The 19,214-nt window shown below is 65.2% G+C and carries 17 protein-coding genes and 1 riboswitch; of the genes, 8 read left to right on the top strand and 9 right to left on the bottom strand.

The window, feature by feature from the left end; all coding sequences use genetic code 11:
• The first annotated feature begins 74 nt into the window (after positions 1 to 74).
• The 5 genes from xylF to HDG32_RS27260 all read left to right on the top strand — a co-directional run bounded on the left by xylF (position 75) and on the right by HDG32_RS27260 (position 7,030).
• Positions 75 to 1,103, top strand: coding sequence for a D-xylose ABC transporter substrate-binding protein (xylF, locus tag HDG32_RS27280; RefSeq protein WP_184072156.1), 1,029 nt, complete (start codon positions 75 to 77; stop codon positions 1,101 to 1,103).
• A 93-nt stretch (positions 1,104 to 1,196) separates the two neighbouring features.
• The gene (xylG, locus tag HDG32_RS27275) at positions 1,197 to 2,756 is read left to right on the top strand and encodes a D-xylose ABC transporter ATP-binding protein (RefSeq protein WP_184072155.1); all 1,560 of its coding nucleotides are present in this window, start codon (positions 1,197 to 1,199) and stop codon (positions 2,754 to 2,756) included.
• Positions 2,753 to 3,952 (top strand): sugar ABC transporter permease, encoded by a 1,200-nt coding sequence (locus tag HDG32_RS27270; protein ID WP_184072154.1) that lies wholly within the window; start codon positions 2,753 to 2,755, stop codon positions 3,950 to 3,952. The genes xylG and HDG32_RS27270 overlap by 4 nt, the downstream gene beginning before the upstream one ends.
• 290 nt (positions 3,953 to 4,242) lie before the next feature.
• Positions 4,243 to 6,513 carry a xanthine dehydrogenase family protein molybdopterin-binding subunit gene (locus HDG32_RS27265; protein WP_184072153.1) on the top strand — a complete coding sequence of 757 codons (2,271 nt, stop codon included), beginning with the start codon at positions 4,243 to 4,245 and terminating at the stop codon, positions 6,511 to 6,513.
• 55 nt (positions 6,514 to 6,568) lie between these two features.
• Positions 6,569 to 7,030, top strand: a complete 462-nt coding sequence (locus HDG32_RS27260) for a (2Fe-2S)-binding protein (protein WP_184072152.1) — start codon at positions 6,569 to 6,571, stop codon at positions 7,028 to 7,030.
• Between the two features lie 214 nt (positions 7,031 to 7,244).
• Here the strand turns inward: HDG32_RS27260 and HDG32_RS27255 are convergent, their stop codons facing one another.
• The 7 genes from HDG32_RS27255 to HDG32_RS27225 all read right to left on the bottom strand — a co-directional run bounded on the left by HDG32_RS27255 (position 7,245) and on the right by HDG32_RS27225 (position 16,292).
• Complete coding sequence (locus HDG32_RS27255; RefSeq protein ID WP_184072151.1) at positions 7,245 to 8,813, bottom strand: efflux transporter outer membrane subunit; 1,569 nt, start codon at positions 8,811 to 8,813, stop codon at positions 7,245 to 7,247.
• Positions 8,810 to 9,817, bottom strand: coding sequence for an HlyD family secretion protein (locus HDG32_RS27250; RefSeq protein ID WP_184072150.1), 1,008 nt, complete (start codon positions 9,815 to 9,817; stop codon positions 8,810 to 8,812). Before HDG32_RS27250 ends, HDG32_RS27255 begins: the two co-directional genes overlap by 4 nt.
• The gene (locus HDG32_RS27245) at positions 9,814 to 10,023 is read right to left on the bottom strand and encodes a DUF1656 domain-containing protein (RefSeq protein WP_184011511.1); all 210 of its coding nucleotides are present in this window, start codon (positions 10,021 to 10,023) and stop codon (positions 9,814 to 9,816) included. Before HDG32_RS27245 ends, HDG32_RS27250 begins: the two co-directional genes overlap by 4 nt.
• A gap of 69 nt (positions 10,024 to 10,092) precedes the next feature.
• Complete coding sequence (locus tag HDG32_RS27240; protein WP_184072149.1) at positions 10,093 to 12,195, bottom strand: FUSC family protein; 2,103 nt, start codon at positions 12,193 to 12,195, stop codon at positions 10,093 to 10,095.
• Between the two features lie 6 nt (positions 12,196 to 12,201).
• On the bottom strand, positions 12,202 to 12,906 hold the full coding sequence (locus tag HDG32_RS27235; RefSeq protein WP_184072148.1) for a MarR family winged helix-turn-helix transcriptional regulator: 705 nt from the start codon (positions 12,904 to 12,906) through the stop codon (positions 12,202 to 12,204).
• Between the two features lie 206 nt (positions 12,907 to 13,112).
• The gene (locus HDG32_RS27230) at positions 13,113 to 14,771 is read right to left on the bottom strand and encodes an ATP-binding protein (protein ID WP_184072147.1); all 1,659 of its coding nucleotides are present in this window, start codon (positions 14,769 to 14,771) and stop codon (positions 13,113 to 13,115) included.
• Between the two features lie 3 nt (positions 14,772 to 14,774).
• Positions 14,775 to 16,292, bottom strand: a complete 1,518-nt coding sequence (locus tag HDG32_RS27225) for an ATPase domain-containing protein (RefSeq protein WP_184072146.1) — start codon at positions 16,290 to 16,292, stop codon at positions 14,775 to 14,777.
• A 197-nt stretch (positions 16,293 to 16,489) separates the two neighbouring features.
• Between HDG32_RS27225 and HDG32_RS27220 the strand changes: the two genes are divergently transcribed.
• Positions 16,490 to 16,930, top strand: coding sequence for a hypothetical protein (locus HDG32_RS27220; protein ID WP_184072145.1), 441 nt, complete (start codon positions 16,490 to 16,492; stop codon positions 16,928 to 16,930).
• A gap of 13 nt (positions 16,931 to 16,943) precedes the next feature.
• Here HDG32_RS27220 and HDG32_RS27215 read toward each other — a convergent pair whose 3' ends face one another.
• Positions 16,944 to 17,564 (bottom strand): histidine phosphatase family protein, encoded by a 621-nt coding sequence (locus HDG32_RS27215; protein ID WP_184072144.1) that lies wholly within the window; start codon positions 17,562 to 17,564, stop codon positions 16,944 to 16,946.
• A 70-nt stretch (positions 17,565 to 17,634) separates the two neighbouring features.
• Positions 17,635 to 17,790, top strand: a riboswitch (cobalamin riboswitch).
• 40 nt (positions 17,791 to 17,830) lie between these two features.
• On the opposite strand from HDG32_RS27215, the gene HDG32_RS27210 reads away from it, so the two are divergent.
• Together HDG32_RS27210 and HDG32_RS27205 are read left to right on the top strand one after the other, a co-directional pair.
• Positions 17,831 to 18,052 (top strand): CbtB-domain containing protein, encoded by a 222-nt coding sequence (locus HDG32_RS27210; protein ID WP_184011521.1) that lies wholly within the window; start codon positions 17,831 to 17,833, stop codon positions 18,050 to 18,052.
• Positions 18,053 to 18,063: 11 nt separating this feature from the next.
• A complete protein-coding gene (locus tag HDG32_RS27205) occupies positions 18,064 to 18,804 on the top strand; it encodes a CbtA family protein (RefSeq protein WP_184072143.1) in 741 nt (246 codons plus the stop codon).
• Positions 18,805 to 18,940: 136 nt separating this feature from the next.
• Here the strand turns inward: HDG32_RS27205 and HDG32_RS36025 are convergent.
• Positions 18,941 to 19,214, bottom strand: a 274-nt coding sequence (locus tag HDG32_RS36025) for a hypothetical protein (protein WP_221307882.1), incomplete at its 5' end; no start/stop codon positions are given.

Here is a 19,214-nt window from a genome sequence, read left to right as displayed (position 1 = left end):
TGTCCGAGTCTGCGGCTCGCAGCGCAGACCGATACGTCCGGTATTCCGGCTATCACTACACAAAGGAGACATCAATGAAATTCGCAATGCGTCGTAACGTCCTGAGTTCGCTGTTGTGCGGCGCGGTACTCGCCAGCCTGTCGCTCGCCGCGCCGCTCGCGCACGCCAGCAAGGCTCATCCGGAAATCGGCTTCTGTATCGACGATCTGCGCGTCGAGCGCTGGTCGCGCGATCGCGACTATTTCGTCGCCGCGGCGGAAAAGCTCGGCGCGAAGGTGTCGGTGCAATCGGCCGATGCGAGCGAAGAGCGTCAGATCTCGCAGATCGAAAACCTGATCTCGCGCGGCGTCGACGTGATTGTGATCGTGCCGTTCAACTCGAAGACGCTCGGCAACGTCGTGGCCGAAGCACGCAAAGCGGGCATCAAGGTCGTGTCGTATGACCGCCTGATTCTCGACGCCGATATCGACGCCTATATCTCGTTCGACAACGAGAAGGTTGGCGAGATGCAGGCGCAGGGCGTCTATGACGTGCGACCGAAGGGCAACTACTTCCTGCTCGGCGGCGCGCCGACCGACAACAATGCGAAGATGCTGCGCCAGGGCCAACTGAAGGTGCTGCAACCGGCGATCGACAAGGGTGACATCAAGGTGGTCGGCCAGCAGTGGGTGCCGGAGTGGAGCGCATCGACCGCGCTGCGCATCATGGAAGACGCGCTGACCGCGAACAACAACAAGATCGACGCAGTCGTCGCGTCGAACGACGGCACCGCGGGCGGCGCGATCCAGGCGCTCGCCGCGCAAGGCCTCGCCGGCAAGGTACCGATCTCGGGTCAGGATGCCGACCTCGCAGCCGTGAAGCGCGTGGCGGCCGGCACGCAGACGATGACGGTCTACAAGCCGCTGAAGCTGATCGCGAGCGAAGCGGCGAAGCTGTCGGTCGCGCTTGCCAAGGGTGACAAGCCGGCGTTCAACGCGCAATACGACAACGGCAAGAAGAAGGTCGATACGGTGCTGCTGCAGCCGACCAAGCTGACCAAGGCGAACCTCGACACCGTCGTGAAGGACGGCTTCTACACGCAAGAGCAACTCGCGAGCAAATAACACGGAGACGGGCTATGTGAACGCCACGCTCCCGGGTCATCGCGCCCGGGAGCGTGATCGAACATTGGCCCAACTTGCAGCGAGGCATAGCGAATGACGCAACCTGTTCTGACGATGCGCGGCATCGTCAAAGCTTTTTCCGGCGTGAAGGCGCTCGACGGCATCGATCTGACCGTATCGCCGGGCGAATGCGTGGGCCTGTGCGGCGAAAACGGCGCGGGCAAATCGACGCTGATGAAGGTGCTGTCCGGCGTGTATCCGCACGGTACGTGGGATGGCGAAATAACCTGGGAAGGCGAGACGCTGAAGGCCGCGAGCGTACGCGACACCGAACGCGCGGGCATCATCATCATTCACCAGGAACTGATGCTCGTGCCGGAGTTGTCGGTCGCGGAAAACATCTTTCTCGGCAACGAAATCACGCTGCGCGGCGGCCGCATGAACTACGCGGCGATGTATCAGCGCGCCGACGAACTGTTGCGCGAACTCGGCATCAGCGGCATCAACGCCGCGCAGCCCGTGATGAACTACGGGGGCGGCCATCAGCAGCTGATCGAAATCGCGAAGGCGCTGAACAAGCGCGCGAAGCTGCTGATCCTCGACGAACCGTCGTCGTCGCTGACCGCCTCCGAAATCGCGATTCTGCTCGATATCGTGCGCGATCTGAAACGGCGCGGCATTGCCTGCGTGTACATTTCGCACAAGCTCGACGAAGTCGCGGCCGTCTGCGACACGATCAGCGTGATTCGCGACGGCCGCCATGTCGCGACCGAGCCGATGCACGCCCTGACGACCGAGCGGATCATCTCGCTGATGGTCGGCCGGGAGATCAAGAACCTGTTTCCGCGCGAGCCGCATCCGATCGGCGACGTGATCTTCGAAGCGCGCAACGTGACCTGTTTCGACGTGACGAATCCGCGCCGCAAGCGCGTGGACGACGTGTCGTTCTCGCTGCGGCGCGGCGAAATTCTCGGTGTCGCCGGGCTCGTCGGCGCGGGCCGCACCGAACTGATGCAGGCGATTTTCGGCGCGTATGCAGGCATCAGCGAGGCGCACGTCATGCTCGACGGCAAGCCGCTGAAAATTCGTGCGCCGATCGACGCGATTCGCGCCGGCATCGCGATGGTGCCCGAGGATCGCAAACGCCACGGCATCGTGCCCGGCATGAGCGTCGGCCATAACATCACGCTTGCGGTGTTGCAGCGTTTCGCGTCGGGCGGACGTATCGATTCCGCGGCCGAACTCGACACGATTCAGACGGAAATGAAGCGGCTTTCCGTGCGCGCCGCGAATCCGATGTTATCGATTGCAAGTCTGTCGGGCGGCAATCAGCAGAAGGCCGTGCTCACGCGCATGCTGCTGACCAACCCGACCGTGCTGATTCTCGACGAACCGACACGCGGCGTCGACGTCGGCGCCAAATACGAGATCTACAAGCTGATCTTCCAGCTGGCGCAGCGCGGCATGTCGATCGTGATGGTGTCGTCCGAATTGCCGGAAGTGCTCGGCATCAGCGACCGGGTGCTCGTGATCGGCGAAGGCGAGTTGCGCGGCGACTTCATCAACGACGGTCTCACGCAGGAAGACATTCTCGGTGCCGCGATCCGCCCCGTGCATCTATCTTCGAACCCAACCGCAGCGAGTGCCGCATGACTCCCGAAGTAACTTCCCAACGCACCGACAACGCCGCGCCGCGAGGCGCATTCGGCGGCACGCAACGGATCCAGCAACTGTTCGCGCGCTACAAGATTCTCGCGCTGCTGATCGCCGTCGCCGTGATCTGGATTTTCTTTTCGGCGCTCACGCACGGCGCGTTCGTCACGCCGCGCAATCTGTCGAATCTGCTGCGGCAGATGTCGATTACCGGCATGCTCGCGTGCGGCATGGTGTTCGTGATCATCGCCGGTGAAATCGATCTGTCGGTCGGTTCGCTGCTCGGTTTGCTCGGCGGCGTTGCCGCGATTCTCGACGTGAACCGGCACTGGCCGATCGGCGTGACGATTCCGGTCGTGTTGCTGCTCGGCATCGCGGTCGGCGTGTTCAACGGCTGGTGGTCGACGTATCGGCGCGTGCCGTCGTTTATCGTCGGGCTCGGCGGCATGCTCGCGTATCGCGGCATTCTGCTCGGCATTACCGGAGGGTCGACGATCGCGCCGGTGTCGGACAGCTTCGTGTTCGTCGGCCAGGGCTATCTGCCGCGGCTCGCCGGCGACACGCTCGCCGTCGTGCTGTTCCTGCTGCTGGCATTCCTGACGATCCGCCAGCGCGCGAATCGGCAGCGTTATCAGTTGCGCGTCGTGCCGTTCTGGCAGGACGTCGCGAAGGTGATCGGCGCAGGCGCGATTCTCGCCGGCTTCATCGCGATGCTCGACAGTTACGGCGGCATTCCGGTGCCGGTGTTGCTGCTGCTCGCGCTGCTCGGCGTCTTCACGTGGATCGCGACGCAGACCGTGTTCGGACGCCGCATCTACGCGGTCGGCTCGAACCTCGAAGCGACGCGGCTGTCGGGTGTCAACACCGACCGCGTGAAGCTCGCGATCTTCGCGCTGATGGGGCTGATGTGCGCGTTTGCCGGCATCGTCAACACGGCGCGGCTCGCGGCCGGTTCGCCGTCGGCGGGCTCGATGGGCGAACTCGACGCGATCGCCGCGTGCTTTATCGGCGGCACCTCGATGCGCGGCGGCTCCGGCACCGTGTATGGCGCGCTGATCGGCGCGCTCGTCATGGCGAGCCTCGACAACGGCATGTCCATGCTCGACGTCGACGCGTACTGGCAGATGATCGTGAAGGGCGGCATCCTCGTGCTGGCCGTGTGGATCGACGTGGTATCGGGTTCGAACCGCCGTTGATCCGGTCGCATGATCGCCTGATTGAATCAAGCGCAAGGTTCGCGGTGTGCCGGCGGTGACTTACGCCGGCACACCGCCGCCTCTGCGCGGTCGCAGTTAATGAAACACCCCACGACTTTCCCCCGCCGCTTTCAGTCCCCGCCTTCCCACGCCGCACGGCCGCTCGAGGTTCACGCGCGCATTTAAGTCTCACGCTCGCCGATTCGTCTTATTACTATTCGCAGACAAAGAAGGGTGCATCGGCGCTGTCGCCGCTTTCCTACCATCGAGCCAGCCGAGCGAGCCATGCCATGTTGACGCGCAGAACCTTTCTGCTTGGCGGCGCCAGTGTGCTGGGCGGGCTGCTGGTCGGCTGGGCCGTGGTGCCGCCGCGCCAGCGCCTGATGACGTCGACGCCGCTGCCGACGCAAGGCACTCAGGTTGGGCTAAACGGCTGGGTCAAGATCGACGCCGACAACCGCGTGACGATCATGGTGCCGAAGGCCGAAATGGGGCAGGGCATCCATACGGGGCTTGCGATGCTGCTCGCCGAGGAGCTCGACGCCGACTGGCCGCAGGTGAAAGTCGAAGAGGCGCCGATCGACCGGATCTACAACGCGGTGCAGAGCATCGTCGACGATCTGCCGTTTCGCCCCGACGACGACAGCTACATCCGGCGCGGCACCGTGTGGATCACGAGCAAGGCAGTGCGTGAGATCGGCACGATGATGACGGGCGGCTCCTCGAGCATGAACGATCTCTGGACGCCGATGCGCGAGGCCGGCGCGTCGGCGCGTGTGATGCTGATCGAGGCGGCGGCCGAGCGCTGGGACGTGCCGGTCCGCGAATGCCGCGCGGAAAAGGGCTACGTGCTGCACCCGTGGGGGCACAAGGCGACGTTCGGCGAGTTGTCGTCGATGGCCGCGCGCCAGCCGCTGCCGCGCAGCGTCGTCCTGAAGCAGCCGGCCGACTTCAGGCTGATCGGCCAGCCCGTGCGGCGCATCGAAGCCGCGTCGAAAATCGACGGTGTGGCGCGCTTCGGCATCGACGTGTTGCCCGACGGTTTGGTCTATGCAAGCGTCGTGATGTGTCCGACGCTCGGCGGCACGGTCGCGCATTTCGACGCGACGCCCGCGCAAAAGATACGGGGCTTCATCAAGGCGTTCGCCGTGCCGCCGTACGCGGGCGGCACCGGCGGCGTGGCCGTGATCGCGGACAACGCGTTTCGCGCGATGAGCGCGGTCGAGGCGATCAACGTGAGCTGGCATGACGGCGCAGCCGCGAAGGTGTCGAGCGCGGCGGTGGACTGCCGCCTCGTCGAGGCGCTCGACCATACGGACGGCCACGTGTATTACCGCGTCGGCAACGTCGACAACGCGATGAGTCGCGCGGCGCGCACGATCGAAGCGGTCTATCACGCACCGTATCTCGCGCACGGCGCGGTCGAGCCGCTGAACTGCACGGTGCAGGTCGCGGACGGCGCAGCGACCGTCTGGGTGTCGACGCAGATGCCGCGGCTGGCGCGGCATCATGCGGCGAAAGTGCTCGGCCTCGACGTCGATCTCGTCGATGTACAGACGCAGTTGTTGGGCGGCGCGTTCGGCCGGCGCCTCGAACTCGATTTCGTCGCGCAGGCCGCGGCGATCGCGCGCGAGGCCGATGGCCGTCCGGTGCAAACCATCTGGTCGCGCGCGCAGGACTTCACGCACGACTTCTACCGGCCCGCATGCGCGGCATGGCTTCAGGCCGGCTTCGACGAGCACGGCAAGCTGGTCGCCTGGCACGCGAAGTCGGCGGGTCAGGCGATCGTGCCGGATGCGCTCGCGCGTTACTACGGCGTGCCGCACATCCCGATCGACAAGACCACCTGCGAAGGCGCGTTCGATCAGGCGTACGAGTGGCCGGCCGCGCGCGTGTCGCACAAGATAGTCGAATTGCCGGTGCCGATCGGCTTCTGGCGCTCGGTCGGCCACTCGCATCAGGCCTTCTTCACCGAGAGCTTCACCGACGAAGCCGCCGCCGCGGCCGGTCAGGACCCGATCGCGTTTCGCGCGCTGCTGCTCGCGCAGCATCCGCGTCATCTGGCGGTCCTGAAGCGCGTCGAGAAGTTGTCCGACTGGGGGCGTCCGCTAAAACCCGCCGCCGATGGCGCGCGTTGCGCTCGTGGCGTCGCGTTGCACGAGGCGTTCGGCAGCGTGGTCGCGCAGGTCGCGGAGGTGTCGATCGGCGCGAACCGGCAGATTCGCGTGCATCGGGTGGTGGGCGTGATCGATTGCGGCTTGCCGGTGAATCCGAACCTGATCCGTCAGCAGATGGAAGGCGGCATCGTGTTCGGGCTGTCGAGCGCGTTGCAGAACGAGATCACGATCGTCAACGGCCAGGTGCAGCAGAAGAACTTCGTGGACTTTCCGGTCGTGCGGATGAACGGGTGCCCTGCGATCGAGGTCGACATCATGCCGAGCCAGCTGCACCCGCAAGGTGTCGGCGAGCCGGGCGTGCCGCCGATCGCGCCGGCGGTGGGCAATGCGGTGTTCGCACTGACGGGGCAGCGTTTGCGGACGCTGCCGTTGCGGCTTGCATGACGGACGGTGGATGAGCAAAAGCTTGCGGTGTAGCGCGGCGACTCAGGAGGCAAGCATGGCGGTACTGAATATCAACGGACGCAAGGTGAAGATCGATGCCGATCCGGACATGCCGCTGCTATGGGTGCTGCGCTGCGATCTCGGCATGACCGGCACCAAGTTCGGCTGCGGCGTGGGCATCTGCGGCGCGTGCACGATCAATCTCGACGATGCCGCGTGCTTCGCGTGCCAGACGTTGATGTCGAGCCTGCATACGCAGAAGATCACGACGATCGAGGGTTTGCAGGGACGCGAAGCGCAGGCGCTGAAGGCCGCGTGGATCGAACTCGATGTGGTGCAGTGCGGCTATTGCCAGAGCGCGCAATTGATGGCGGCTTGCGCGTTGCTGAAGCACAAGCCCGATCCGACCGATGCCGACATCGACGAGGCGATGACGCCGGTGGTGTGCCGTTGCGGCACGTATCCGCGGGTACGGGCGGCGATACATCAGGCGGCGGCGAAAGTGCGGAACAGCTAGCCGCTCTTTCGGTCCGCCGCCCGCCCAGCTCAGTTAGCCAACATTTCGACCACCGCAACCACTGCGGTGAAGATACCGATGCATCCGCCCAACGTGACTACACCCTGCATGAATGGCGACATACGAGACTCCGTAGCGTGAAGTGGTGTCACGTATTTAACCGAAAGTGAAAGCAAAAAGAAAGATTTTCAAAAATAAATCGTAAGACGGCCGATCAAGGCGCTTTCGCAGTTGCGGCCGTCGACGCTCCCGACTTCGCGGACGGCTTGGCCGCGACAGGTGTTGCCTTCAGCTGCGGCCGCGTTTCACCCGGCGTGCTTTGCCCGCCAACTTCCCACCCGCCGCCCAGCGACAGGAACAGATTGACCTGATCGATCGCCACCTGACCCTCCGCCGCCGCGAGCTGCGACCTCGCGGCTGTCAGCGTGCGCGTCGCGTCGAGATCGGAGATGTACGACTCGCGCCCGGCGCGATACAGCCGATGCGTTTCATCCGCCGATTGCGCCGCCGACTTCAGCGCCGCGCGCAGCGATTCGGCGCGCGCGTAATCGGACGCGTAGGTCGCGAGGTTGGTCTCGGTTTCGCGCAGCGCGGTCAGCACCACGCCGTCGAACTTCGCGAGCGCGAGCTGGCTCGACGCTTCGGCTTCGTGGACCCGTTGGCGCGCGCCATTGGTCGGGAAGGTCCAGCTGATCAGCGGACCGAAGGCCCAACGCGCCGTCGGCGAGGTGGGAATGTCTTCCAGAATGCCGGTGAAGCCCGCCGATGCGCCAATGCTGATGCTCGGATAGAGCGCCCCGGTCGCGACGCCGATGCGCGCCGTCGACGCCGCGAGCTGACGCTCGGCTTCGTGCACGTCCGGGCGTCGCCGCAGCAGCCCGGCGCCGTCGCCGATCGGAATCGGCTGGTGGATTTGCGGCAGCCGGTCGCAGGCGAGCACGGCCGGCGGCAATTGCGACGGTGCCTCGGCGAGCAGCATCGCGAGCCGGTATTGTGCGATCTTGCGGCGCGCGGTGTAGCGCGGGATGTCGGCCGTCAGAGTCTCGACCTGAGTCTGGCCGCTCGTGACCGCGGTCTGGTTTCCGCGTCCCGCGTCGCGCAGACGGCGCGACACGTCCACGCGCTCCTTCTGTAGCGCGAGCGATTGCTGCGCGACGCGCAGCTCCTCGGCCGCCGAGCATTGTTCGACGTACGAGCGCACCACGTCCGCGACGACAGTGATGCGCGCGAGGTCGCCCGCGGCTTCCACGGCCTCGGTGTCTGCCGCCGCCGCTTCGACGCCGCGGCGCAGCTTGCCGAACAGGTCGATTTCGTACGAGACGTTGATGCCCATGTCACCCAGGTTGGCGACCGGCAGTTTCTCGAAGAGCAGGTATTGCTCGGCCGATTCCTGCGCGCGCTGGATCGCCACCGACGCGTTGCCCGAAAAACCGCCCTGCGCTTGCGCTATGCCCAGCACCTCGCGCGAGCGCGCGAGATTCGCGGTCGCGACGCGCAGGTCGGTATTCGATTTCAACGCCTGGTCGACCAGACCGTTCAGCACCGGATCGTCGTACAGCTTCCACCAGACGGTCGGCAGATTGAGGGTTGACGTCAGCTTGGGATCGGCGCCCTCGATCGCGCCGTTCGCGAGCGGGGCATTGACGAGCGCCTGTTTCGGCAGCGTGTAGTTCGGCCCGACGTTGATGCAGCCGTTCAGCGCGACGGTGAGCGGCAATAACGGCAGCAGTGGCAGCAGCGGCAAGCGCGGCGCCAGCGAGGACAAGGTACGCACGAACTTCATTGCGACGCGCCCGACGGTGCGGTGCCCGACCCAGCGGACCCGGACGCCACCGATGAACCCGGCGCCACCGGCGCAGCCGAAGCGGCGACCGTGCCAGATGCGCCACCCGTGCCCGACACGGCTCGTCTCCTGAGCGGCGACAGGTCACGCACCGACACCGTCGCGGTACGCCCCGCGATCAGGCGGAAATCAGCGGGCACTTCATCGAGCGCGACCCGCACCGGAATGCGCTGCGCGAGCCGCACCCAGCTGAACGCCGGGTTCACGTTCGGCAGCAGATTGGCGCTTTGCGTGCGGTCGCGGTCTTCGATACCGGCGACGATGCTCTGCACGTGCCCGCGCAGCGGCTTCGGCTCGCCCATCACGATGATGTCGACCGGCTGGCCGATGTCGATGCCGCGCAGCTTGGTTTCCTCGAAGTAGCCGTCGACGCGGAACGAATGCATGTCGACCACCGCGACCACCGCGCGACCGGCCGCGACGAATTCGCCGACGTGCGGCGCGCGGTCGTTCAGATAGCCGTCTACCGGGCTTTTGATCGTCGAGCGCTCGAGGTTCAGCTTCGCGGTGTCGATCGCGACGTTCGCGTCGGCGAGCGCGGCTTCGCCCGCCTCGACGCGCGAGCGGCTTTCTTCGAGTACTTCGGCGGCGACGAGGTTGCCGAGCTGACGATTGCGCGCGTATTCGCGGCGCGCCTGATCGAGCGTCGCGCGGCGCTGCTGCGCCGTTGCCTCGGCCTGACGCAATGCGAGCGTGTAGCGCGCCTGATCGATCCTGAACAGCACCTGGCCTTGCTTGACCTGCTGGTTGTCCGTGACCTCGACCGACGAAATCAGTCCCGACACGTCGGGCGCGACCTGGATCACGTCGGCGCGTACGCGCCCGTCGCGGGTCCACGGCGCGAACATGTAGTAGTTGACGAGTTTCCATAGCACGAATGCTGCGACCACTACGACGATCAGGGTCAGCAGGATCTGACCGACGGAGAACCAGGTTTTTTTCACGTTATTAGTCTGTGCGAAACGACGACGACAAGGCCCAGCACCAGCACATAGACGCCGAGATCGAAGATGGTGCGATGCCAGACGAAGCGGTAAAAGCCGGTGTAATCGAGCGCGGTGCGAATGCCGAGGTTGATCAGATACGCGATCAACATCAGCACCAGCACGGACGGTACGAACACGCCGAAGATATCGATTTCACCGATCATCGCGGGAACTGGGAAAAGGGAGGGCGGGGTGCGCAAGCGGGCGCAAGCAGGGGCGCAAGAATGGGTGCATCACGCGGCGGCCTCCGGTTCGGTCGGCGTTGGTTTCGTGAGGGTCGCCGGAAACAGCGAAAGACGCAAGCCGACCAGCGCGTGCAGCGCATCGCGCAACTGACGCGCCGAGGTCTGCGAGGTCTCGGTCGGCGCCGCGGCATTGGCGAGCCCCTGCGCGGTGACGCGCGCGACGGCCACGTCGATCAACGACATCAGGCTGTCCGGCACCGGAACGCGGTGACGTCGATCGATGCAGATCTCGTAGTATGTACGCACTCCATCGAGAACATGGTCGATCGCGCCGGCCGCTTCGCCGCCGAGCTTGCGTGTGAGGCGGCGCAGGTCCAGCGCATTGAACCCGATGCGCAGATCGCGGAAGCTCTCGATCGACGGATGGCGGTAGTCGTCGGTGGCCGCGAGGCGCGGGATCAATTGCATCAGCCGGTCGAGCATGCGCGCGGCGAGATTGCGCGGGTCTTCGATCGGCCGCGTCGACGCGCTCAGCGCGACGTCGGCCCAGCTCGAGCGCAACAGGCGCGCCGCGGCCAGCTCGGCGCCGAATGGGCGCGTTGCGCGGGTCCACAGGTATGCATAGAGCAGGCCGGAGAGGCCCGCGAGGTTGGCGTTCAGGAACGTCAGGAAGTTCGCGTCGTACGCGTCCTGAATGCTGATGAAGGTGGCCGTGTTCACCGCGACCAGCACCGTCACCATGTTGAACTGCGGGCGCGGAATCAGCGTGCCGACCAGAATGAACGGCGCGGCGAACAGGATCACCAGCATCGCGAAGTCGTGCACCTGCGGCAGCACGACGAACAGATAGAGACCCGCGGCCACGACGGCGACGCCGGTCGCGAGGAAGAAGCGGAACACGAACGGCGCGGGTTCGTCGAGCGCGGCGAAGAAGCAGCAGGCGACCGCCGCGAGCGTGACCGCGCTCGCGCCGTCGTTCCAGCCCGAGCCGATCCACAGCGCGCACGCGAGCACCACAGCCGCGGCCGCCGACACGGTCGCGAACAGCATCATGCCGCGATCGTAGAAGCGCTCGGTGCCGCCGAGTCGCCAGTGACGGAAATGCGGCCGCCACGAACCTTCCTCGCGCGTGATGATGATGCGCAGCGAGCGGCAGTCTTGCCACACGTCGATCACTTGCGCGAGGCGCCACAGTGCATTCGACAGCAGCGCGCCGTCCCAATGCACGAGCGCGGCGGCGGGCGGGTGCATCGCGGCGATGCGCGCGCGCAGCGCGTTGGCGGTTTCGTCCGCGTGATAGCCCTCGTTCGGCGCGGGCAGCGGTTGGTTGAACCACTTGATGACGTCGTCGATCAGCGTCTGGAGTCCTTCGGGCCAGTGTTGCGGGCCGTTGTTGTAGAGCGCGAGCAGCGGATCGGCGAGCGACGACATGATCGGCAGCAGCAGTTGCATGCGGCCACGTAGTTCATGCGCGCGCGCGAGGACGTCGGGCCGCGTGTGATCGTAGGCGAGCTGGCTCAGCAGCAGTTCGAGACCGTTGATCGTGCTCGCGAGTCGTTGCCGAGCGCCGGAAATCGCCGAGCTTGCGATGCGGCCCGACAGCGTTTCGGTCGCGTAGAACGCGGCGTCGCGAAACCATGCGTCGGTGCGCTCGATGATGGTCGGCGCGAGCCGGCTCGGAAACACCGCGCTGCCGACGATGCTCGCGCAGACGATGCCGAGAATGATCTCTTCGGTCCGGCTCACGGCGAGATCGAAGACGCCGGTCGGATTCGTCACCGACGGCAGCGCGATGATCGGCATCGTATAGGCGGCCAGCATGAACACGTAGCTGCGCGCGGTGCGGTCGGACACCGCGAGGTAGAGCATCGTGCCGGTCCACGTCGCGACGATCACGCTGAACAGGTACGGCGATTCGACGAACGGCGGCACCAGCAGCACCGCGCCCGACGCGCCGAGCGCAGTGCCCAGCGCACGATAGATCGCCTTCGAGCGGGTCGCGCCGACGAACGGGTTCGACACGATGTAGACGGTCGCCATCGCCCAGTACGGCCGCGGCAGTTGGAACGCGAGGCCGATGTAAAGCGCGAGCATGGCCGCGGCGAACGTTTTGACGGAAAACAGCCAGTCGCGGAGAGTGGGATAGACCATGAACCGTTACGCGGAATCGGCGTTGTGCGGCGCGGTGGCTCGCGCGCCGCTCTTGGTGGACTTGCGCGCCTTGGCGGTGCTGCGTGATTTGCCGGCCGTTTTGGCAGCGCTTTTGCCGCTCGTCCGTTTGACCTTGCTGGCAAGCGCCTCGCCTTTGGCGGGCTCGCGCTTCGCCGACGAGGTGCGCTTCGTCGCCTCGTGCCTGACCGATTCCGGGCGCACGGGCTGCGCGCGTTCCTGACGCGCGTCGCGCTCGACGCTTCCCGGTTCGGCGCGTCCGGCGGCATCGGCCGTGAATGCGTCGAGCACGCGCAGGGCGGCTTCGAGATCGTCGCGCGATACGCCTTTGAGCGCCTGCGCGCGCAACGTGACCAGCTCCTCCTCCATCTTCGCGGTGACGGCGCGGCCTTCGTCGGTCAGTACGACGGTCTTCGCGCGGCGGTCTTCGGGATCTTCGTCGCGGCGCATCAGGCCGGCCGCGCACAACTGGTCGAGCAGCCGCACGAGGGACGGCCCCTCGATGCCGATGTGATCGGCGAGCGTGACCTGACGCACCGCCGAGCCGAGCCGGCTCGCGGTCAGCAGCGGCGTCGCGCACGCTTCGGATACGTTGAAGGCCGCGAGCACACCATGACTCGTGCGCCGCCACTTTCTGGCGGCGACGACCAGCGTGCTGCTGACTGTGCGGCGCAGGGCATCGAGATTCGACATGGCCGGTATTGTATTTCCAAAATATTCGTTAGCAAACTATTGAATTGGAAATCGTGGCCGAACCGGAGGAGTCTGCGGCGTGAATGCGACAGCGGCATTAAATCGGTGGCCAGGAGGTGGGCTTACAGAATCGTTGGGTGTGCGGTGCGCCGCAATTTAATGGACATTTTGATGCAAGAGGTCTACTTGATTCACTTGAGCTTGATTCACGCGAGCAGCCCGATCCGCACCGTGCGCGCCAGATCGTCGAGCTGAAACGGCTTGCGCAGGATCGTGCAATGCTTGACTGCGAGATCGGCAATGTCGACGTCCGCATAGCCGGTCGCCAGGACCACCGGTAGATCGGCACGAAGCTTGCGCGCCGCGGCGATCACGTCGATGCCGTTCATGCCCGGCATCGCGAAGTCGACCATCAGCAGATCGGGATGATCGTCGACGAGGCGGTCAAGGCCGGCCTGGCCGTCGGCGGCCTCCGTCACCGTGTAGCCGAGCATGCGCAACGATTCAACGAGCATCGCGCGCACTTCGCTGTCGTCCTCGATCACGAGCACGCGCTTGTCGCCGACCGCGTTCGCTTCCGCATCGGACTCCGCTTCGCTGTGCGCGGCCACTCGCTCGCGCATCGGCAGCCAGATCTGCACCGTGGTGCCGGTACCTTCTTCGCTGAAGATGCGCGCGGCGCCGCCCGCCTGCCTCGCGATGCCATACACCTGGCTCAGGCCTAGCCCCGTGCCCTTGCCGATCGGCTTGGTCGTGAAGAACGGATCGAACACGCGCGACACGACGTCTGGCGGAATGCCCTCACCCGTGTCGGCGACTTCGATCACGACGTAGCGGCCATGCTTCAGCGTCTGGTCGGGCGCGTCGCGCAGGGTCACGTGGATGTCGAGGCGCCCGCCGGCCGGCATCGCGTCGCGCGCGTTGATCGCGAGATTGAGCACCGCGAGCTCGAGCTGATTTGCGTCGGCCTGGGTCCACATTTCGGTGCGCTCGAAGTCGTTGTCGTAGCGGATGCTCGAGCCGAGCGACACCGCGATGATGTCGCGCATGCCCTGCAGCAGCGCGACCACGTCGATCGCTTTCAGATTCGGGTTGCTGTTGCGCGAGAAAGTCAGCAACTGGCCAGTCAGTTTCGCGCCGCGCTCGGTCGCGCGCTTGACGGTGGCCGCCATGCCGCGCAGGCGTTCGTCGCCGCCCACGCGCGCGATCAGTTCCGCGTTGACCATGATCACGTTCAGCAGATTGTTGAAGTCGTGCGCGATGCCGCCGGTCAGCTGACCGAGCGCCTCCATCTTCTGCGATTGCACGAGCACGGCCTGAACCTTCGCGCGCTCGTGGATCTCGGCCATCAGCCGGTCGTTGGCTGACGCAAGTTCGTGCGTGCGCGCGGCGATGCGGCTTTCCAGCGAATCGTTCAGCTGCTCCAGCGCGTCCTGTGCCTCGATGCGCTCGGCAAGCAGCCTTCGCGACTCATATTGCCGTCCGCGGGCCCGCAACGACGACGCGACCGCGCGCCGCAACGTTTCCGAATTGAGCGGACGTTCGAGCACCACTACGTTGCCGAGCCGTTCGAGCACTTCGAGCCCGCGCGCGGATCGATGGCCGATGCTGCGGGCGGCGAGCAGGATGAACGGGAAGTCGGACCATGCGGGCTGCCGTTCGAGCCACGCATACAGGCTCGAGCCGTGGCCGTTCGCGAGCGCTTCCTCGGTGAGCAGCGCGGTGCCCGCGCCGACGTCGAGCTCGCTGGTGAGCGCGTCGGCGTCGTCGCAGGTCACGCAGGCGCGTGCGTCGTTGTGCAGAGCGGCGGTGATCACTTCGGCGTCGCGGCCGAACGGTGCGAGGATGAGGACACGCTGCTCCATCGCTCACTGTCCTGACGTATCGATCAGATGGTTCGTCGCGCCGAGCATCACGGTGCTGCCGCGATACGAGGGCAGGCCCGACAGCACGCCCTCGAAGTCGCGCAGCGCTTCGCCGACCTCGACGCCTTCGGTGCCGAGGCGGAACTGGCGGATCGTGCGTTCATGATCGTTCGCGCGGCTCTTGACGGCGGTTATTGCCGTCAGCACTTCGCCTTGGTGCTCGAAATAGCGGAACAGCACGACCACGTCGCTCAGATAACTGACGTCGACCTCGGTCTGCACTTCGCCGATGATGCCGTGCTGCCCGAGCACGAGCATCGTGACCACGCCCTGCTGATTCAGATAGCCGAGCAATTCGTGCATGTGCAGCAGCAGGTAGCGCTCGCCGGGCATCGCCTGCAGATAGGCGTTCAGGCTGTCGACCGCGACATAGCGCACGTGCTCGTTTTCGACCGCGTTGCGCACGTCGCTCGACAGCTCGCCCGGTGAGATTTCCGCGGGATCGATCTGGCGCAGCATCAGCAGACCGCTTTCGACGTGCGGGGCGAGATCCATGCCGAGCGTCGCGCAGCGTGTGACCAGCGTGCTGAGCGTTTCGTCGAATACGTAGTACGCGCAACGCTCGCCGCGTTCGAGTGCGGCAAGTAGGCACGACACGACGGTGGTGGTTTTGCCGACCCCCGACGGGCCGATGATCAGCGAATTGGTGCCGGGGACGAGGCCACCGCCGAGCAGCGCGTCGAGGCCGGGCGTGCCGGTGCTCATCGGGCTCGTGCCGAATTCGCTGTGATGCTCGGCGGCGACCAGACGCGGATAGACGCGCAGACCGCCGGTGTTCAGCGTGAAGTCGTGATAGCCCTCGCGGAACTTGATGCCGCGCATCTTCGCGATGCGCAGACGGCGGCGATTGCCGCCGTAATCATAAGCGACGTTTTCGAGGCTGATCACGCCGTGCACGATGCTGTGAAGCTGAATGCCGGAGGCGCTGGCCGACGTGTCGTCGAGCAGCAGCACCGTGCATTCGCGCGTCGAGAAATGGTGCTTGAGCGCGAGAATCTGCCGACGGTAGCGCAATGGGTTCTCCGCCAGCAGACGCAGTTCGGACAGGCTGTCCAGGACGACGCGCGCCGGCTTCAGTTCGTCGACGTGCTCGATCACGTTGCGCACGCTTTCGCCGAGTTCGACTTCGGCCGGGTGCAGCACGGTCTGTTCGTATTGCGGTTCGAGCCCTTCTTCGGGCAGTTGCTCCAGTATCGTGAAACGGCTCAGATCCCAGCCGTGGCTCACGCCGATCGCGAGCAGTTCAGCACGGGTTTCGGACAGCGCGATATAAAGGCCGGTCTGCCCTTCGTGCAGGCCCTTGAGTAAGAATTGCAACGCGAGGGTGGTTTTACCCGTGCCTGGCACACCCTCCACGAGGTACATGCGGTTCGGCGTAAGACCACCGCCGAGGATGTCGTCGATGCCTTCGATGCCCGACGATATGCGGGCGGGGGTAGGGGCGGCGGTAGTGGTCGACATGATGGTTGAAATGACGTCGGCAGTGGCTTTGATCGGAACGGGCGCGATGTCGCGGCCGGTATGGCGCTACGCAATTTGTGTGCCGTCGTGAATTGCCTGCGTGCTCGGGCCTCGCGCGCACGGGCATGAAGCGTGCTGTTAAAGGTGGCTCGCTGCGAGTTTTTCTTCAGCAGCACTTGGGAAGCTTCACGCACACCATGAAAACCTGTCGACTTTCCGCTATCGCGCTTACCGCGGCATCGCTCGTTGCGCTGCTGCCGGTCAGTGCATCCGCCGACGATAGCCCCAGACCTTGCGGTGCGCTCAAACGGATCGTGGCCGCGGCGCCGGACGGCTTCGCCTCGCTGACACCCGACGACGGCAAAGGCGTTGCGCAACCTTATGGCGATGACGCGCAATGTTCGGCCGCGCATCGAAGTTTCCAGTGCACGTGGACGCCGCATCAGGCGGCGGGCTCGAACGCGGATGCATTGGAAGCGGTCGCGGCAGACGTCGCGTCGTGCCTGCCCGATGCAACGCACGATCAGAATTCGCCGGGACGTCAGCACTTTTATCTCGGCGCGAAGGATCGACGCACCGAAATCACGCTGACGCCCGAGGGGTCCAACCGGTTGCGGCTCGTGGTGTCGGGCAGGTAAGCGGCGGTGCCGTTCAGGCGGTGGCGGCCGGCCACCACGACCAGCCGCGTCGCGAGTGGCGTAATGCGACGACCGACAGCGGCGCGATCTCGATGCGACAGAACACGGTTGGCGATGCGCCGAGGGCGTGCACGATTGCCGCTCGCAGTAGAGCCGCGTGGGTGATGGCGACGATGGTTCGACTGTGCGCAAAGGCCGCGAAGCTTGCTTCGTTGACGGCATTGCATGAACGCACGTCTGCCTGCTGCGCGTCGAGCCACTCTCCAACCCGCTGCACGAGTTGACCGAACGATTCGCCGCCGGGCGGCGCGGCGTCGGGCTCGCGTGTCCAGGCGGCGAGTTCGCGGGGCGTTTCGTCGGCAATGTCCGCGAGGCGCTGGCCGCGCCATTTGCCATAGTCGATATCCGCCAATGCGTCGGCAGGCGTGGCGCTCAGACCGAGCGCGGCGGCCGTTTCGCGCGCGCTGGCGGCGGGGCTGGTGAACACGGCGGCGTCGGCGGGAAGCGCGAGACACGCGCGCGCCGCTTCGGCTTCGGCGCGACCGCGCGCGTCGAGCGGATCGTCGGCAGGGAAGCGGCCCGCGCGCTGCGCGGCCGTTGCCGCGTGGCTCACCAGTAATAGTCGCGTATCCATTCTTTGCGTTGGCGCTCCATTCGTACTTGCCTGCGAGGTTTCATCGGTTCGCGGCGAGCGTTGCGAGGTAGCCCTCGCCGTCACGGAAGCCGCAGTTTAGCGCGTAGAATAGCGGCACTGCGAAGCACGGAAGCCGGTGAGAGCCCGGCGCGGTCGCGCCACTGTAATCGGCATTGCAATCCACAAGAGCCGAAAGCCAGACCTGAGCTTCGCACCATTCCTCTGCAATCGACTTTCGGGGCGCGTCACCCCAGGAGATGTCCATCATGACCGAAGCTGTTCTTGATCGCGCCGCGCAACCGGCGGCCCAGCCCACTCCCATTCCATTGCGCGAACTGCTGCCATGGGTCGTGTTCGGCGGCTTGCTGCTGTTGCTCGCGCTTTACTTCGTTGGTGCGGAACAGGGCGCGACGTCGCTCGTGCCCGGCATGTACGTGCATGAGTTCGTGCACGACGGCCGCCATCTGCTCGGCTTTCCCTGCCACTAACGGAGTTCGACATGGTAGGTAAATTGTTGGTGCGCGGGATGCTCGCGGGCATCGTCGCGGGCTTGCTCACGTTCGCGTTCGCGCGAATCGTCGGCGAACCACAGGTCGATCAGGCCATTTCATTCGAAGAAAAAGCGGCCGCCGCGCGCGGCGAGGCGCCCGAGCCCGAAATCGTGAGCCGTCAGACGCAGGCTGGCCTCGGCCTGCTGACTGGCGTGGTCACGTATGGCGCGGCATTTGGCGGGCTGTTCTCGCTGGTGTTTGCGTATGCGTATGGACGCGCGGGTACGTTGAGCGTGCGCGCGCTGTCCGCGTGGCTCGCGCTTGGCGCGTTCATCACGCTCGTGATCGTGCCGAATATCAAGTATCCGGCCAATCCGCCGTCGGTCGGTGATCCGGAGACGATCGGCACGCGCACGGGCCTGTTCTTTCTGATGATCGCGATTTCGCTCGCGACGATGGTGTTTTCGCTGAAGGTGCGGCGTCGCGCGGCGGCGAAGCTGGGTGCGTGGAACGGTTCGATCGTCGCGGGGCTCGTGTTCGTCGTGATCATCGCGGCCGTGCAACTGTCGATGCCGGTCATCAATGAAGTGCCGGCCGCGTTCCCGGCTGTGCTGCTGTGGAAGTTCCGCGTCGCGGCGATCGGCATGCAGGTGGTCATGTGGACGACGATCGGGCTGCTGTTTGGCGCGATGGTCGAGCGCAGCGCTTTTATGCGTACGAATGCGCGGGTGACGATGAAGTCCGCCTGATTATGACGGTGACACGCGGCCGCGCAAGCGGCCATGCTTCGCGCGCAACGCGCGAGAATGGTTTTGGATCAAGCACTTGCCGCGGTTGTGGAGCGGTTATCCACAGCCTTGCAAACATTTTCTGTGGAAAAGCTGCTTAACGGCTTTTCGCAACTCCACTCATCTCTCCCTTTCGCCGCGGCGCTCCGGAGAATTCAATTGGAAGCCTAACTAATTCAGGTTGCACGCGGCGTTGCTCAATTTTTAAGCTCTTCAACTTTTTAAAATAAATTGTGAGCAGGGTATTGACGTGTTGTCGACCGCTCTCCATAATCCCGTTTCTCTGCTGCAGACGCAGCGACGCAAACGAAGCGGTGCCGGGTAGTGGTGGTTCAGGTGGTTCAGGCGCGGCGGGTTTGGCGGACCGATCT

It is taken from the genome of Paraburkholderia sp. CI2 (genome assembly GCF_014201055.1).
GTDB lineage: Bacteria > Pseudomonadota > Gammaproteobacteria > Burkholderiales > Burkholderiaceae > Paraburkholderia > Paraburkholderia tuberum.
This window is presented reverse-complemented; position numbering and strand designations above follow the sequence as displayed.